Origin of the sequence: Rhodococcus jostii NBRC 16295 (genome assembly GCF_001894825.1) — a bacterium.
Lineage (GTDB): Bacteria > Actinomycetota > Actinomycetes > Mycobacteriales > Mycobacteriaceae > Rhodococcus_F > Rhodococcus_F jostii.
The window spans coordinates 1-15,170 of the sequence record NZ_BCWY01000148.1; the positions used below are offsets into that span (position 1 = coordinate 1).

Annotated in this window: 17 protein-coding genes and 1 pseudogene; 6 read left to right on the forward strand and 12 right to left on the reverse strand. The window is 68.3% G+C overall.

Annotated features, from left to right (window positions below; all coding sequences use genetic code 11):
• Positions 1-128 precede the first annotated feature (128 nt).
• Complete coding sequence (locus RJ1_RS42690) at positions 129-677, forward strand: NUDIX hydrolase (protein ID WP_073370299.1); 549 nt, start codon at positions 129-131, stop codon at positions 675-677.
• 274 nt (positions 678-951) lie between these two features.
• Here the strand turns inward: RJ1_RS42690 and RJ1_RS49135 are convergent.
• Positions 952-1,227 (reverse strand): annotated as a pseudogene (locus RJ1_RS49135) (transposase); the annotation flags it as partial.
• Positions 1,228-1,355: 128 nt separating this feature from the next.
• Between RJ1_RS49135 and RJ1_RS42705 the strand changes: the two are divergent.
• Complete coding sequence (locus RJ1_RS42705; RefSeq protein ID WP_073370301.1) at positions 1,356-2,525, forward strand: RNA-guided endonuclease InsQ/TnpB family protein; 1,170 nt, start codon at positions 1,356-1,358, stop codon at positions 2,523-2,525.
• Positions 2,526-2,614: 89 nt separating this feature from the next.
• On the opposite strand, the gene manB is transcribed toward RJ1_RS42705, so the two are convergent.
• Genes manB through rfbD form a run of 3 tightly spaced genes read right to left on the reverse strand, consistent with a single transcriptional unit; the run spans position 2,615 to position 5,466 of the window.
• Positions 2,615-3,694, reverse strand: coding sequence for a mannose-1-phosphate guanylyltransferase (gene manB, locus RJ1_RS42710; RefSeq protein ID WP_073370304.1), 1,080 nt, complete (start codon positions 3,692-3,694; stop codon positions 2,615-2,617).
• The gene (locus RJ1_RS42715) at positions 3,684-4,583 is read right to left on the reverse strand and encodes a glycosyltransferase family 2 protein (protein ID WP_073370307.1); all 900 of its coding nucleotides are present in this window, start codon (positions 4,581-4,583) and stop codon (positions 3,684-3,686) included. The genes manB and RJ1_RS42715 overlap by 11 nt, the downstream gene beginning before the upstream one ends.
• Positions 4,584-4,617: 34 nt before the next feature.
• Positions 4,618-5,466, reverse strand: coding sequence for a dTDP-4-dehydrorhamnose reductase (gene rfbD / locus RJ1_RS42720; protein WP_073370310.1), 849 nt, complete (start codon positions 5,464-5,466; stop codon positions 4,618-4,620).
• Between the two features lie 68 nt (positions 5,467-5,534).
• Between rfbD and RJ1_RS42725 the strand changes: the two genes are divergently transcribed.
• Positions 5,535-7,067, forward strand: a complete 1,533-nt coding sequence (locus tag RJ1_RS42725) for an LCP family protein (RefSeq protein WP_439958224.1) — start codon at positions 5,535-5,537, stop codon at positions 7,065-7,067.
• A gap of 23 nt (positions 7,068-7,090) precedes the next feature.
• On the forward strand, positions 7,091-7,810 hold the full coding sequence (locus RJ1_RS42730; RefSeq protein WP_073370313.1) for a TIGR03089 family protein: 720 nt from the start codon (positions 7,091-7,093) through the stop codon (positions 7,808-7,810).
• Here the strand turns inward: RJ1_RS42730 and RJ1_RS42735 are convergent.
• From RJ1_RS42735 to RJ1_RS42745, 3 genes are read right to left on the reverse strand one after another with little or no spacing between them, the layout of a single operon-like run.
• On the reverse strand, positions 7,795-8,175 hold the full coding sequence (locus RJ1_RS42735; RefSeq protein ID WP_073370315.1) for a hypothetical protein: 381 nt from the start codon (positions 8,173-8,175) through the stop codon (positions 7,795-7,797). The two genes, RJ1_RS42730 and RJ1_RS42735, sit on opposite strands and share 16 nt — an antisense overlap.
• 14 nt (positions 8,176-8,189) lie before the next feature.
• The gene (purE, locus tag RJ1_RS42740; RefSeq protein ID WP_073370318.1) at positions 8,190-8,717 is read right to left on the reverse strand and encodes a 5-(carboxyamino)imidazole ribonucleotide mutase; all 528 of its coding nucleotides are present in this window, start codon (positions 8,715-8,717) and stop codon (positions 8,190-8,192) included.
• On the reverse strand, positions 8,701-9,960 hold the full coding sequence (locus tag RJ1_RS42745) for a 5-(carboxyamino)imidazole ribonucleotide synthase (protein ID WP_073370321.1): 1,260 nt from the start codon (positions 9,958-9,960) through the stop codon (positions 8,701-8,703). The genes purE and RJ1_RS42745 overlap by 17 nt, the downstream gene beginning before the upstream one ends.
• Positions 9,961-10,090: 130 nt before the next feature.
• Between RJ1_RS42745 and RJ1_RS42750 the strand changes: the two genes are divergently transcribed.
• Complete coding sequence (locus RJ1_RS42750; RefSeq protein WP_073370324.1) at positions 10,091-10,636, forward strand: GtrA family protein; 546 nt, start codon at positions 10,091-10,093, stop codon at positions 10,634-10,636.
• 2 nt (positions 10,637-10,638) lie between these two features.
• Here the strand turns inward: RJ1_RS42750 and RJ1_RS42755 are convergent, their stop codons facing one another.
• Genes RJ1_RS42755 through RJ1_RS42775 form a run of 5 tightly spaced genes read right to left on the reverse strand, consistent with a single transcriptional unit; the run spans position 10,639 to position 14,697 of the window.
• Positions 10,639-11,973 (reverse strand): HAMP domain-containing sensor histidine kinase, encoded by a 1,335-nt coding sequence (locus RJ1_RS42755; protein WP_073370327.1) that lies wholly within the window; start codon positions 11,971-11,973, stop codon positions 10,639-10,641.
• Positions 11,974-11,981: 8 nt separating this feature from the next.
• On the reverse strand, positions 11,982-12,662 hold the full coding sequence (locus RJ1_RS42760) for a response regulator transcription factor (RefSeq protein WP_025432276.1): 681 nt from the start codon (positions 12,660-12,662) through the stop codon (positions 11,982-11,984).
• Between the two features lie 39 nt (positions 12,663-12,701).
• Positions 12,702-13,259, reverse strand: a complete 558-nt coding sequence (locus RJ1_RS42765; protein WP_073370330.1) for a PH domain-containing protein — start codon at positions 13,257-13,259, stop codon at positions 12,702-12,704.
• A gap of 15 nt (positions 13,260-13,274) precedes the next feature.
• Positions 13,275-13,832 carry an HdeD family acid-resistance protein gene (locus RJ1_RS42770; protein ID WP_073370333.1) on the reverse strand — a complete coding sequence of 186 codons (558 nt, stop codon included), beginning with the start codon at positions 13,830-13,832 and terminating at the stop codon, positions 13,275-13,277.
• A gap of 16 nt (positions 13,833-13,848) precedes the next feature.
• Positions 13,849-14,697, reverse strand: a complete 849-nt coding sequence (locus RJ1_RS42775) for a biotin--[acetyl-CoA-carboxylase] ligase (RefSeq protein ID WP_073370338.1) — start codon at positions 14,695-14,697, stop codon at positions 13,849-13,851.
• 116 nt (positions 14,698-14,813) lie between these two features.
• On the opposite strand from RJ1_RS42775, the gene RJ1_RS42780 reads away from it, so the two are divergent.
• Positions 14,814-15,170: carboxyl transferase domain-containing protein (locus RJ1_RS42780; RefSeq protein WP_276526515.1), on the forward strand; the 357-nt coding region annotated here is incomplete at its 3' end.

Consider the following 15,170-nt stretch of genomic DNA (forward strand, 5'->3'; position numbering starts at 1 on the left):
CGTCCTCGACCTCCCCGAAGACTGGCGACCACTCGGTGCGATCGCGGTCGGCCACCCCGTCGAGCCGCTCGAGCCCCGCACCGCCGCCGACCCCGGCGACGCCCTGCTGGAGAAATGAGCTCCGGGGCATGACCGCGGAATCATTGCACCGCACCGCGACCGCCGCGCTCGAGGGCTGGAAGACACTCGACGAGAACGACGAATCGCTGCGGCACACCATGCTCGCGTTCCTCGCATCAGCGCCCCTCGGATGCCTGCGTGAGCACGTGCCCGGACACATCACGGCGTCCTCCCTCGTCCTGGACGAGGGCGGGTGCCACGTGCTGCTCACCCTGCATCCGCGGGTCGGCAGGTGGATCCAATTGGGTGGGCACTGTGAGCCTTCCGACGACACGGTCGTCGATGCCGCGCTGCGGGAGGCGTGCGAGGAATCGGGAATCCCCGACCTCCGGATCGATCCCGACCTGCTGTCGGCGCACACGCACCCGATCACGTGCTCGCTCGGACAGCCCACCCGCCACCTGGATCTCCGGTTCCTCGTCCGCGCGCGTCCCGACGCCCACATCGTGCGGAGTTCCGAATCCACGGATCTCCGCTGGTGGCCCGTGGACGCGCTCCCGCCGAACGCGGAGAGGTCCACGATCGACCACCTCGTGTACCTGGCCGGACTGCGCTAGCGGAGCGGTTCCAGCGTCGGGCGTTTCGCCGAGATACGGTCGCCGGAGGATGTTCCCCAGATCGCCGGGTCGGCGTAGCCGAGATCCCCCGAACGGGCCGCAAGTTGCTCGGCAACCTGATCCGATCGTCCGCGTAATCCGTTGGGACGCCTCGGGTCCGGATCGCCGATCCCTCCGTAAACGAATCGTCGAGCGCCACTTAGCGTGTGAAGCCGTGCGTCACTTCACCAGCGCTTCGGCGGAAGCCGGGCCCTTCATGGCCGGAGGTAGCCGATCAGAGTTGCGTGGTAGAGCCGGGACTGCACGACTCCCCCGGGATCAGGGCTGTTTCTGGTTGGTGATGTATGGGGCGACGTTTGATAGCGGGGTCTCCGGCGGAGGCAACGAAATATGGTGGTGGCGAAGAGTGACTGCAGAGGTTTGCCCGGGTGTGGTCGGGGAATTGCTGTCGCGGATGCCGTGCCGAGACACCCTCGAGGCTGGTGACCAGAATTGACGGTTGAACTGTCGGTGGGTCGTGGATCGGCAGATGCACGTGATCGTGCTTCGCGTTGAACCGGTCAGCGCCACACCGAACGTGTCACACACCTCTGCCATGATCTCCTCACAGCGGGTGAGCATCGGATCGGTGAACGCGCCTCGACGATATTTGATGACGCACGGGAGGGTGGTGAGGGTGTGAAACGGGTGGTGAAGATCAAACTTGCCCCCACCGACGCGCAGGCGCGTGCGCTGCACGACACGCTGATGTTGTGTGACACCGCCGCAGGCGTGGTGTCACGGGTCGCGCAAGCGAGCGAGGATCGCCGCGCGTTCGCCCTGCAGAAGGCCGTCTACCACCAGTTGAAGGCGTTGGGACTGTCGGCGCAACCGGCGGTCCGCACGATCAAGAAGGTCGCGGACGCCTACGCGACGCGGGGCGCGAACCTTGAGGCCGGTAATTATGGCCCGGGTGGCGGCAAACGCGCCACGGATATCGCCGCCACGGCGATCGGGTTCCGGGCGTTGGCGGCGCAACCGTTCGACGATCGGTGCCTGTCCTGGCAACAGCAGGGCTCGACGATCAGTATCTGGACAAGCGAAGGCCGACTCAAAGCGGTGCGGTATGTGTGCGCGCCGTGGCAGCGTGCACTCCTGGAACACCGTTGTGGTGAGACAGATCTCGTGTTCCGCGACAACATGTGGTTCCTCCACGCGACGGTCGACGTCCCGGCACCCGAACCGGTAGAACCGGTAGTGGTCGAGGAGTTCCTCGGCGTGGACCTGGGGATCGTGAACCTCGCGGTCACCTCCGATGACACCGCTGCGTCGGCGGACTGGTCCAGTGGGGCGGTCACCGCACGCCGCGGCAAGTACACGCGGACACGGCGGACCTTGCAGAAGGTCGGGTCGAAGTCGGCGAAGCGGAAGCTGCGACGGCGTCGCGAGAAGGAGCATCGGTACGCCACCGATATCAACCATCAGATTTCGAAGACCATTGTTGCTCAGGCGCAACGCACCGGTCGTGGAATCGTCCTGGAAGACCTTTCCGGGATCCGCGAGCGGGTACGGCCGGCCAAGGCACAGCGGCAACAACTGCACTCGTGGGCGTATGCACAGTTGCGGGACTTCGTCACCTACAAAGCCGCGTCGGTGGGTGTCCCTGTGGAGGTCATTAACCCGCGGAACACCTCGCGGACGTGCTACCCGTGCGGGCACGTCGACAAGGCGAACCGGATCACACAGGATCGGTTTGTGTGCCGGGTGTGTGGACATGTCGATCAGGCAGATCACAATGCCGCGTTGAACATCGCCTACCTGGGGTACGTGAAGTACATGACCACGACGCACGGCTATTGGGCCGCCTAATCAACCGGCCTACAGTCGGCGCGCACCTGACAGCCAGTCGGGGACGCGACTGGCAAACCCGGCCCTTCAGGGCAGGGTACGTTGATCTCTCACACGTCCGTGCTGAACCGGACCCCGCCGTCGGGCAGCATCACGCCGGGCCACACGCGGGCCCCGCGGAGGAGTTCGCACCGCGCGCCGACGTCGGCTCCGTCACCGATCACCGCGTCACGCACGAGAGCTCGCGGACCGATCCGCGCGCCGAATCCGATGATGGACCGTTCGACGGTCGCTCCGGCCTCGACCACGGCACCGTCGAACAGCACCGCACCGTCGAGGCGCGCACCCGCACCCACCTCGGCGCCGCGGCCGACGACGGTTCCGCCGATCAGCAGCGCACCGGGGGCGACACCCGCGCCCGGATGGACGAGCGATTCACCGCGGGGGCCGTCCAGCGCCGGCGACGGGGCGATGCCGCGGACCAGGTCCGCGGAACCGCGCACGAAGTCCTCGGGGGTGCCCATGTCGCGCCAGTACGAGGAGTCGACGTGGCCGTACACCTTGGCGCCGTCGGCCAGCAGCGACGGGAACACCTCGCGCTCCACCGACACCGGGCGTCCCGCGGGGATCTGCTCGATGATCTCCCGCTTGAACACGTAGCAACCGGCGTTGATCTGGTCGGTCGGCGGGTCCTGCGTCTTCTCGAGGAAGGCGGTGACGCGGCCGTCCGCATCGGTGGGCACACAGCCGAACGCGCGCGGATCCCCGACCCGCACGAGGTGCAGGGTGACGTCGGCGTCCCGGGTCCGGTGGGTGTCGAGGATCGCTCCGAGGTCGGTGCCGCCGAGGACGTCCCCGTTGAAGACCATGGTGTGGTCGCCGCGCAGCTTCGGCAGCACGTTCCGGATGCCGCCGCCGGTTCCGAGCGGCTCGGTCTCGGTGACGTAGTCGATCTCCAGACCCAGCTTGGAGCCGTCGCCGAAGTACTCCTCGAAGACCTCCGCCTTGAACGACGTCCCGAGGACCACGTGGGTGATCCCGGCCGCCCCGATCCGCGCGAGCAGATGCTGGAGGAACGGCAGGCCCGCGGTGGGCAGCATGGGCTTGGGCGCCGACAGGGTCAGCGGACGAAGCCTCGTCCCCTTGCCGCCGACCAGCACCACCGCATCGGTCGTCTTCTCAATTGCCATGAGTCGTTCCCCCCTCGTTCTCGTTCTTCCGACGTTCCCGGACCGCCGCGGCCACGGCGATCTTCGACCGCACTGCCAATCCTCCCCGAAGTGCCCACCGCAGGGGCGCCTGCCACCAGTGGGGGTGGCGGTCGGCCTGGAACCGGTACGCGCTCTGATGGTGGGCGGGCAGCATCAGTTCCGGGTGCTTGCCCGCGGCATGTCCCTTCGCGTGCGTGACCTCGGCGGAGGGCACGTACACGTTGAGCCACCCGGCCTTGCCCAGGCGGTCGCCGAGGTCGACGTCCTCCATGTACATGAAGTAGCGGGAATCGAAACCGTTGATCGAGTCGAACGCCGCGCGCCGCATCAGCAGGCACGAGCCGGACAGCCAGCCGACCGACCGCTCGCTGACGGTCTCGTTCTCCTGCCGGTAGCCGGCAGTCCACGGGTTGGACGGCCACACCGTGCCCAGGACGGCGTGCCCCGCCCCCGACACGAGGTCGGGGACCTGACGCGCCGACGGGTAGATGCTTCCGTCGGGTTCCAGAACGAGCGGTCCGAGTGCCCCCGCCCGCGGCCAGCGCTCGGCGGCCGCGAGGAGAACGTCGATCGATCCGGGCGCCCAGCGCACATCCGGATTGGCGATGACGACGAACTCGATGTCCTCGTCGATCTCCGCCACAGCCCTGTTGATGGCACCGCCGTAGCCGATGTTCCCGCCGGTGCGCAGCAGACGCACGTGCTCGTGCGCCGCGTCCGCGGCCTCGGGGGCGCCGTCCGTCGATCCGTTGTCGGCCATCACGACCTGCGGATCTTCTTTCGTCGCCTCGGCGAGAGTGCCCAGGAACTGCTCCAGATGCTCACCTGGCGAATAGGTCACCGTCACCACGGCCAGCTTCGAACTCACGCGGGCAAGCGTAGCCGTTGAAAGAGGGTCCGCCTCACACCACTGCATGCAGAGCCGCATGCAACGCGTCACGCCACGGCCGCAACGGGGTCAGCCCGGCGTCGGCCCACGCGCTGCCCGACAGCACCGAGAAGGCCGGTCTCGGGGCGGGCCGCACGAACTGGGCGCTGGTGCACGGGTGCACTCTGTGCGGGTCGGCACCTGCCTCCTCGAACACGGCGCGCGCGAGGTCGAACCAACTCGCCCGGCCTGCATTGGTGGCGTGGAGCACCGGTGCGTCGACGTCGCTGCGACCGGCCAGTTCGAGTAGCGCATCGGCCAGGTCGCCGGCAAATGTGGGCGAGCCCACCTGGTCGTCCACGACGTCGACCGTGTCACGTTCACGCTCGAGCCGTCGCATGGTGGACACGAAGTCGGAACCGACCCCCGTGTACACCCACGCGGTGCGCACGACGTGGGCGGACGAAAGCGCAGCGTGCACGGCCCGCTCGCCCGCGAGCTTGGTGCGTCCGTACGCGGTCGCGGGACCGGTCGGGGCGTCCACCTCGTATGGCGTGTCGCCCTGCCCGGCGAAGACGTAGTCGGTGGAGACGTGAATCAGCCGGGCACCGACCCGGGCGCACGCCGCCGCCAGGTTCGCCGGCCCGAGTTCGTTGACCGCCGACGCCGTCTGTTCGTCCGACTCCGCAGCATCGACCGCCGTGTAGGCCGCGCAGTTGATCACCACCGATCCGCCTTCGACCTGCGCATCCACCGCGGCACGGTTCGTGATGTCGAGCTCGTCCGATCCCACGCCGCGGGCCGGAATTCCCATTGCCTCGGCTCGTCGGAGGAGGTGTCCGCCCAGCTGCCCCCGGGCACCGGTCACAAGGATGTTGGTCACGGGGGCCAGTCTGGCACGCCGATCCACGCCTCCCTGTTCCCGGCGCGTCGACCAGTAGCCTGGTTTCCGTGTCACACGAGCAACCCGCACCAGACGCACCCCCGAGCACGGCTCGGCGGCCGATTCACATCGCTGTCGCGGTGCTGTCGGTGCTCGCCCTCGTCGTCACGGGATTCGCGTGGCGGAGCATCGACTCGCTGCGCAACAATCTGGCAACCGCGGGCGGTCTCGGACTCGGCGGTAGCGCCGACGGCGCCGTCGACATCCTCATGGTCGGCACGGACAGCCGCACCGACGCCCACGGCAACCCCCTCTCACAGGAGGAGCTCGACTCGCTGCGCGCCGGCGAGGAGGTGGCGTCCAACACCGACACCATCGTCCTCATCCGCGTCCCGAACGACGGCAGCTCCGCCACCGCCATCTCGATCCCCCGCGACTCCTACGTGAACGTGCCGGGCATCGGCATGTCGAAGATCAACGCCGCCTACGGCGCCACCAAGGAAACCGAGCGGCTGAAACTCGTCGAGGACGGAGCCACCGACAAGGAGGCCGAGGAGGAGTCGACGAAGGCCGGCCGTGAGGCGCTCATCGAATCGGTGGCAGACCTCACCGGCATCACCGTCGACCACTACGCCGAGGTCGGGCTGCTCGGGTTCGTCCTCCTGACCAACGCGGTCGGCGGGGTCGACGTCTGCCTCAACGAACCGGTGGACGAGGACATGTCGGGTGCGCACTTCCCCGCCGGGGAGCAGACGTTGAAGGGTGCGGACGCGTTGAGCTTCGTCCGCCAGCGCCACGACCTCCCGCGCGGCGACCTCGACCGCATCGTGCGCCAGCAGGTGTTCATGGCCTCGCTCGTCGGCAAGGTGCTGTCCGCGAAGACCCTCAGCGACCCGGGCAAGCTGAACGAACTCAGCGACGCGGTGCAGCGCTCGGTGGTGCTCGACGACGACTGGGACATCATCGAGTTCGCCACCCAACTGCAGGACCTCGCCGGCGGCAAGGTGCAATTCGAGACGATTCCGGTGACGGACCTGAACGGCATGACCGACTACGGCGAGTCCATCGTCGAGGTGAAGCCGAAGGACGTGAAGAAATACGTGGCCGGACTCGTCGGCGAGGAGCCCACCGACTCGGAGGAGACGACCACACCGGAGACGCCCAAGGTCGACACCTCGACCGTCACCGTCGACGTCGCCAACGCCAGCGACGTCGGAGGCCTCGCGAACGGTGTCGCCGAGGCGCTGAACTCGCTCGGCTACAGCCAGGGCGAGGTCGGAAATTACACGGGCAGGTCGGTGAGCGAGACCACCGTCTTCGCGCACTCCGCGGACGACGACAGCGCGAAGGCCGTCGCCGCCGCACTCGGCGGGCTCCCCACCGACACCGACACGACCCTTCCCGAGGGCTCGGTTCGGGTGGTGTTGTCGAGCGACTACCAGGGTCCGACGTCCGCCGAGACCACCAGCACCACGTCCTCCTCGTCCGAGTCCTCGGAGACGGGCCTCGAGCCCGTGTCCACGGGAGGGACGACGCCCACCCCGGCACCGCCCGGCCCACCCATCGATGCCGGCTCGTCGGGCCCGCGTTGCGTGAACTAGAGAACGAGAAACGGACTGTGTCCATGAACCATGCGTCCCGCACGCTGACCGATGCCCTGCTCGACCCGATCCTGAAGAACGACCCCGCCGGGCCGCGCGTCACGTTCTACGACGACGCGACCGGCGAACGCGTCGAACTCTCGGCCCTGACGCTCGCCAACTGGGCGGCCAAGACCGCCAACCTGCTGCGGGACGAATTCGCCCTCGAACCCGGCGCCCGCGTCGCGGTGCTCCTGCCCGCGCACTGGCAGACCGCCGCCGTGCTCCTCGGCGCGTGGTGGGCCGGCGCCGAGGTCGTCCTCGAACCCGATGCGGACGCCGACGTCGCACTCGTCTCGGCGCAGCACCTCGACGACGTCGAGGACGTACCGGAGGTCGCGGCGCTGTCGCTGGACGCGTTCGGAAGGCCCGTTCCCGACCTTCCCGTCGGCATCACCGACTACGCCACGTCCGTGCGCGTCCACGGCGATCAGTTCCGGCCCACGGTCGCCGGACCCGCGCTCGCGGGCAAGAGCGTCGACGACGTCCTCGCCGCCGCACACGCCTCCGCCGAGGCTCGTGGGATCACCGGCACCGACCGCGTGCTGTCCGAGAAGGCGTGGGACTCCCCCGACGCACTGATCGACGGACTCGTGGCCGTCTTCGCCGCCGGGGCGTCCCTGGTGCAGGTGACCAACGCCGACGCCGCGGCTCAGTCGAGGCGCGTGGACACCGAGAAGATCACCCGTCAACTCTCCCGGTAGCCGCCGTCCACGAGACCCGCCGCGATCTCGAATCGGTTCCGGACACGGGGGTGCCGCAATTCCTCGCACAGGTACCGCAGCGCGAACGTCCAGCCGTACATCGCCCACTGGTCGGCGTGGACGGCCTCGTGTCGCACGAGGGTCCTCGCCGGTTTTCGGCCGGTGAGGAACGCACCGCCGACGGTCGTCCCGCCACGGGCGTACCCACCCCGCATGCCGCTGCACACGAACACGCCGAACTCGTCGTCGAACGTGATGCGGGCGCCCCACGTGCGGGCATACGCCAACGCGAGACGCGTGATCGCCGCCGACCGAGGATTCCCCCGCGACGCGCGAATCATCGGCACCCCGCGGCTGCGTTTCATGTGCGCAGGATAGGTCAGCCCAGGAGCTTGTCGCGGAGGGCCTTGTCCTTGTCGAGGACCATCTTCTCGAGCCCGTCCTGGAACGCGACCATCTGGTGCTGCAGGGCGGGGTCGGCGGCGCCGAGGATGCGGACCGCGAGGAGACCGGCGTTGCGGGCGCCGCCGATGGAGACGGTCGCGACGGGGACACCGGCGGGCATCTGCACGATCGAGAGCAGCGAGTCCATGCCGTCGAGGTACTTCAGCGGGACGGGCACACCGATGACGGGCAGCGGGGTGGCCGAGGCAACCATGCCCGGCAGGTGGGCTGCGCCACCGGCGCCCGCGATGATCACCTGGATTCCGCGGCCGGCCGCGTCCTTCGCGTAGTCGAGCATGCGTTGCGGGGTGCGGTGTGCGGAGACGACTCCGACCTCGAAGCGCACCCCGAATTCGGCAAGCGCCTCGGCGGCGGCCTCCATGGTGGGCCAGTCCGAGTCGCTGCCCATGACGAGCCCGACCTGTGCGCCCTGTCGTGCTGCCGATTCACTCACCGTGTGCATCCCATCCGTCGGTCCATTCAGCGTGCGAGAGCCAATGTGCGGCGCGTTCGGCGCGCTCGCGCACCCGTGCCACGTACTCGGGGTCGTCGATCGAGCCGGGTCCGCCCACGATGTTCACGTGGCCGATCTTCCGGTCCTCGCGTTCGCCCTTGCCGTACAGGTGAATTTTCGCGTCGGGCATCCGGGCGAAGAGGTGGTGGACGCGTTCGTCCATGCTCATCTCGGGCGCGGTCGGTGCGCCGAGCACGTTTGCCATCACCGTGATCGGGGCGAGCGGTGCGGTGTCGCCGAGTGGGTAGTCGAGGACGGCGCGCAAGTGCTGCTCGAACTGTGAGGTGCGGGCGCCGTCCATGGTCCAGTGGCCGGAATTGTGCGGGCGCATCGCGAGTTCGTTGACGACGAGTGTGCCGTCGGTGGTCTCGAACAGTTCGACGGCCATGGCGCCGACCACACCGAGCTCGGACGCGATCCGCAGCGCCAGTTCCTCGGCGGCCTCGGCGAGCGAGTCGGGCAGCGCGGGGGCGGGAGCCAGGACCACGGCGCACTGTCCGTGGCGTTGCACGGTCTCCACGACCGGCCAGGTGGCGCCCTGGCCGAACGGTGACCGGGCCACCATCGCCGACAGCTCGCGCCGCATCTCGACCTTCTCCTCGACGATGAGGGAGACACCCTTGTCGAGTTGCCGGGTGACGATGCGTTCAGCTTCGTCGGAGTCGTCCGTGATCCACACGCCGCGGCCGTCGTATCCGCCGCGGACGGCCTTGATGACGACCGGCCAGCCGTGTTCGGCGCCGAACTTGACGACGTCCTCGGCCCACGTCACCTCGGCGAAGGCCGGGACCGGGGCACCGAGTTCGCCGAGCTTGCGGCGCATCGCCAGCTTGTCCTGCGCGTAGATCAGCGCCTGCGGCGGCGGCTGCACGTTCACGCCCTCGGCGACGAGAACGTCGAGGTGCTCGGTCGGCACGTGCTCGTGGTCGAAGGTCAGGGCGTGCGACCCGACCGCGGCCGTACGGAGCGCGTCGAGGTCGGTGTGGCTGCCGAGGACGACGTCGGGGCTCACCTGCGCGGCGGGTTCGTCGGCGGTGCCGGACAGCACCCGCAGCGTCTGGCCGAGGGCGATTGCGGCCTGATGGGTCATCCGTGCGAGTTGGCCGCCACCGATCATCGTCACGACGGGTTGCCCGGCGATAAGATCGCGGGGGGTCGTGGGACGCGGTGTGGAGTCAGAGTTGCCGGTCACGGGTCACTAGTTTGTCACGTCCGGTGCCGGGTTCCGCCGCCGAGGTACCGGTCCGCTGTTTCTGTGATTCTCCTGATGATCTCGCCGCCAATTGGTGGTATTCGGTCCGACTTTCGTAAACTCATCCGTTGTGTCATTTGTCGACGGCGTCCTCGCACGCGTTCCCCAGCCCTTTCGGGCCCTCGCGTTGCGCCATCACGAACTGATCAAGTTCGCGATTGTGGGCGGCACCACCATGATCTTCGACCTCGCGATCTTCTATTCGCTGAGCCTCACGATCCTCGAAGAGAAGCCTGTTGTCGCCAAAGTTCTGTCCGGAATTCTCGCGACCGTCCTGAGTTACATCCTCAACCGCGAATGGTCGTTCAAGAATCGGGGTGGACGGGAACGCCACCACGAGGCTCTGCTGTTCTTCACGATCAGCGGGGTCGGTGTTCTTCTCGCCGCCGCGCCGCTGTGGATCGCGAACAACGTGTTCGACATCCGCGCCGACCAGGAGAACCTGACCACGCTGGTCGTCGTCGACTTCGTCCTCAACTACATCATCGGCAACCTGCTGCAGATGGTGTTCCGGTTCTGGGCACTCCGCCGGTTCGCGTTCCCCGACGAGAACGTGCACCTCATCGATCCGGATCTCGTCGACGAGGCCGCCGAGGAACCCTCCGGCCACGCCTGACCTCAGCGGGGCTCCCGGATCCCGGTGACCCGCGTCGGCACGTGCTCGCGGGCGATGGGAACGAAGATCGCGAACAGGGCCGGACGGCGTCTCTGCAGTTCCAGCCGGCCGCCGTCGGCCTCGATGAGTGCGCGGGCCAGTGCCAGGCCCACACCGGTCGAACCGGCGCCCGAGAAGCCGCGGTCGAAGATGTGCGGCGCCAGGTCGTTGCTGACTCCGACACCCTCGTCCGACACCTCCACGCACACCGTGGCCTCGCGCGGCGACGTGTCGTTGCCGGGCGACCGGAGCGTCTGCCCCTGGATCAGGCGCACCGATACCGTGCACGTTCCCGCCCCGTGCATGAGCGCGTTGTCGACGAGGACCGCGACGGCCTCACGGAGCCGGGAACCGGTGGTGGACGCCATCACGTTCGTGTCGCCGCGCAGCAGCAGCTGGCGGTCGACGTCCTCGAAGGGCCGTTTCCAGTCGGCGATGACCACGCTGAGCTCGCGGATCACCGACACCTGGGTCTCGGTGCCGGAGCTGCGGGACGAACGGACCAGTTCGTCGATCGCGACGGTCAACCGGTCGACCTGCGCCATCGCCTCGTCCGCTTCCACCACGACCGCGGGGTCCGAGTGCACGGACAGCTCGTCGAGCCGGAGCCGGACGGCCGTCAGCCGGCTGCGGAGCTGGTGGGAGACGTCCGCGACGAGCGCGTGTTCGCGCTGAAGTCGTCCCGCGATCTCGACGGTCGCGGAGTCGAGGACGTCGGAGACGCGGTCGAGTTCGGGGATGTCGTGGCGTCGCACGTCGGGCCGGAAGTCGCCCTCGGCGAGCCGGGCCGCCCGGTCGGCGACGTCCCGTAGCGGATCGGCGAGCCGCTTCGCGGTGACGTAGGCGACCACGGTGCCCGCGGCGATGGACAGGAGCACCAGCAGGGCGACGGCACCGACCGCCTGGCGTTGCTGGGTGCGCATCTCGTCGGAGGGCACCTCGAGCCGGAGCGAACCGGACGTGCCCATCGCGAGGGACTCCACGAGCGGCGACTGCACGGCGGGTTCGCCGATGTCGACGCGGGCGGCGCCGTCGTCGGTGGTCGGATAGACCACGACGAGGCGTCCCCCGGCCGGCGTCAGCAGGCGCAGCGAATTCGTGTCGAGATCACCCTCGACGACGCCGTTGACACCCTCCTGGGTGATGATCTCGGTCGCCATCCGATCGAGCCGGACCTGGAGATCGCTGCGGTTGAAGTCCTCGACCCACAACCACGCCGTGTAGATGAGCGGCACACCGAGCAGCAGCGCCGTCAGGATCACGACTGCGAGGATCGACTGGAGAATTCTGCGGCGCACTGCCCCGCCTAGTCGGTGTTGATGCGGAAGCCGACTCCGCGGACCGTCGCGATGCGACGCTCGGCGGCGGGGCCCTCGTCACCGATCTTCCGGCGAAGCCACGACATGTGCATGTCCAGAGTCTTCGAGCCACGCAGTTCCACGTCGCCCCACACCTCCGCGAGGATGGTGTCGCGGGACACCACCTGACCCGCGTGCTCGAGCAGTACCCGGAGAAGTTCGTACTCCTTGTTGGCGAGGGCGATCTCGGTTCCGTTCACGAGCACCCTGCGGGCCGCGGGCTCGAGCCGGATGCCTCCGACCTCCACGACCGAATCCTCGCCGCCGCCGCGGCGCCGCAGCAGGGCGCGCACGCGGGCCATCAACTCCGCCAACCGGAACGGCTTGCCCACGTAGTCGTCGGCACCTGCGTCGAGTCCGACGACGAAGTCGACCTCGTCGGTGCGTGCGGTGAGCATGAGCACCGCCAGTTCCGAACTGTGGGCGCGTACTTGCCTGCACACCTCGAGGCCGTCCATGCCGGGTAGGCCGAGGTCCAGGATCAACAGGTCGTATGCACCGTCGAGGGCCTGCTCCAGCGCCGCAGGGCCGGTCTGCTCGATGGTGACGTCGTATCCCTCCCGGCCCAGTGCCCGCGACAGCGGGGCGGCGATGGCTTCGTCATCTTCGGCAAGCAAAACTGCAGTCACCTCCACAGCGTACGGAGGTGCGGAGACGGCCGTGACCGGTTACCAGCCTTTGCCGGTGTCGGCGTCGCCACGCGGGTCTTCGCGCTCCCGGTCACGGTGGAGATCCATCGCGTCGAACACCTGGTGATAGAGCAGCGAATGGACCCGCTGGACGTCGGGGATGTCGTCGAATTCCAGCGGATCGTCGGAGGAGGACACGATGACCAGCGTTCCGGTGCGGAGCATCCGGTCGAGGAGGCCGTGCCGGAACTGGACGTTGCTGATGCGCCCCATCGGGATGTCGATCCCGGTGTGTGTCATCACACCCTGGCGGATGAGCACGCGGCGGTCGGTGACGATGAAGTGGGTGAACTTCCAGCTGAGAAACGGCGCGACGCAGCGCCATACGACGAGCGCCAGCCACACCACGAGGATGACGACGAGCACGACGTTCATCGCGGAACCGTCCAGCTTGTTCTCGGCGAAGCCCGCCGAGAAACCCGCTACGGCCGTCGCCAGCAGAAACGTGACAGCGGGGAGCAGCAACATCTTCCAGTGCGGATGACGGTGAAGCAGTAGTTCCTCGTCCTCGGCAAGGGCGTCCTCCGGATATCCCATGCGAAGAGTGTGCCTCTACCGCATGCGGCTGAGCACGATCGGGGTGATGACGATGATGATGCCGTACAGCACCATCCACACTCCGACCACGATCACGAACACCTCGAGCGACAGTTCGGGCTGCAGGAGCACGATGGCGCCGGCGACGACGCTGATCACCCCGAGCACGATGGTCAGCCCGCGATCCGCGACCGAACCCGATGCTCCCGCGACGATGTCGAGGACACCGCGGAACACCCACCACGCGCCGACGACGAGCGCGATGATCACGACCGTCTGGAGTGGGCTCCGCAGGACGAGGAACGCCAGAAGTATTGCCAGGGCGCCGGATACGCCCAGCAGGGTTCGTGTACCTCCCCCGGCGTCGACGTCGGCGAACGCCCGGATGATCTGGACGATGCCGAATCCGAAGAACTGGATGGCGATCAGGACGGCCACCACGGTGAGCGTGACGTGCGGCCAGACGAGCACTGCGATGCCCAGTCCCAGGGTGAGCAGACCGAGCACCACCGTGAGGCCGGTCAACGTGCGCCGGGCTGCGGTGACGGAGGACTCCGGAATTGAGGTACTCATGTACCACAGTGTCGCACTACTCGGTACGCACCGGGCGTAAATGTGTGATGTCACCTGCGGAGACGGCGACGGTGCCGGGTTGCCCGTCGGGCGCGATCACGACCCGCCCCTCGGCGTCGACGTCCGTGGCGATCCCGATCAGTTCACGCCCGCCGGGCAGTTCCGCACGCACCCGCTGACCGAGCGTGCCGCAGCGCGCACGGTAGGCGTCCGCGAGTTCGGTGACGTCCCAGTTGGAGTCGTGCCATTGCTGCCAACGGTCGGCGATCGCGCGGAGCACCGCCCGCACGAGGGTGTCGCGGTCACTGACCTCCGCGTCCTCGAGCACGAGCGACGTCGCGTGCGTCACCGGGAGTTCGTCCCGCGTGAGGCTGACGTTGAGTCCGATCCCGACGACCACCGCGGGATCCGGTGTGGTGGCGGACACCTCGGCGAGGATCCCGGCGACCTTGCGACCGTCGATCAGCACGTCGTTGGGCCACTTCAGTTCCGCGGGCACCTTCGCGACGGCCCGCAGCGCATCGACGACGGCGACTCCGGTCAGCAGCGGCAGCCACCCCATGTCGTTCACGCTCATCCCCGGCATCGTCAACAGCGCGGAGACGGCGATCTGCGCCTGCGGCGGACTCACCCAGGCGCGCGAGTGGCGGCCGCGGCCGCTGCCCTGGAACTCCGCGAGCAACACGTGCCGGTCGCTGTCCGACGCCGCAGCCCGCGCGAGGAGGTCGGCGTTGGTGGACCCGGTCTCCTGGACCACGTCGAGCCGCGACCAGAACCTGCGGGTATCGCTGTCGTCGTCACCACGGACGAGCGCCGCACGCAGATTGTCGGCGTTGAGAGGGGGTCGGTTCAGGTCGGTCCACATCACCACAGCCTAGGACGAGGTGGAAAAGGTACTGGTCAGTAGCCGGGTCCGGGCAACCCGCCGCCTGACCACCTCCCTTGGCAGAAGCTCGCCCGCTCTCGTTAAGCTGACCTGTCATGACCACTGTTCAGGAGCCGAGCGCGGCGGAGTCGGCGAGTACGCCCGATATTCACACGACGGCGGGAAAGCTCGCCGACCTGCGTAATCGTCAGGCCGAGGCGCAGCACCCGAGCGGTGAAGCCGCGGTCGAAAAGGTCCACGCCAAGGGCAAGCTCACCGCCCGCGAACGCATCACCGCGTTATTGGACGACGGCAGCTTCGTCGAACTCGACGCCCTCGCCCGGCACCGCAGCGTGAACTTCGGCCTCGCCGACAACCGCCCCGTCGGCGACGGCGTCGTCACCGGCTACGGCACCATCGACGGCCGCGACGTCTGCGTGTTCTCCCAGGACGCCACCGTCTTCGGCGGCTCA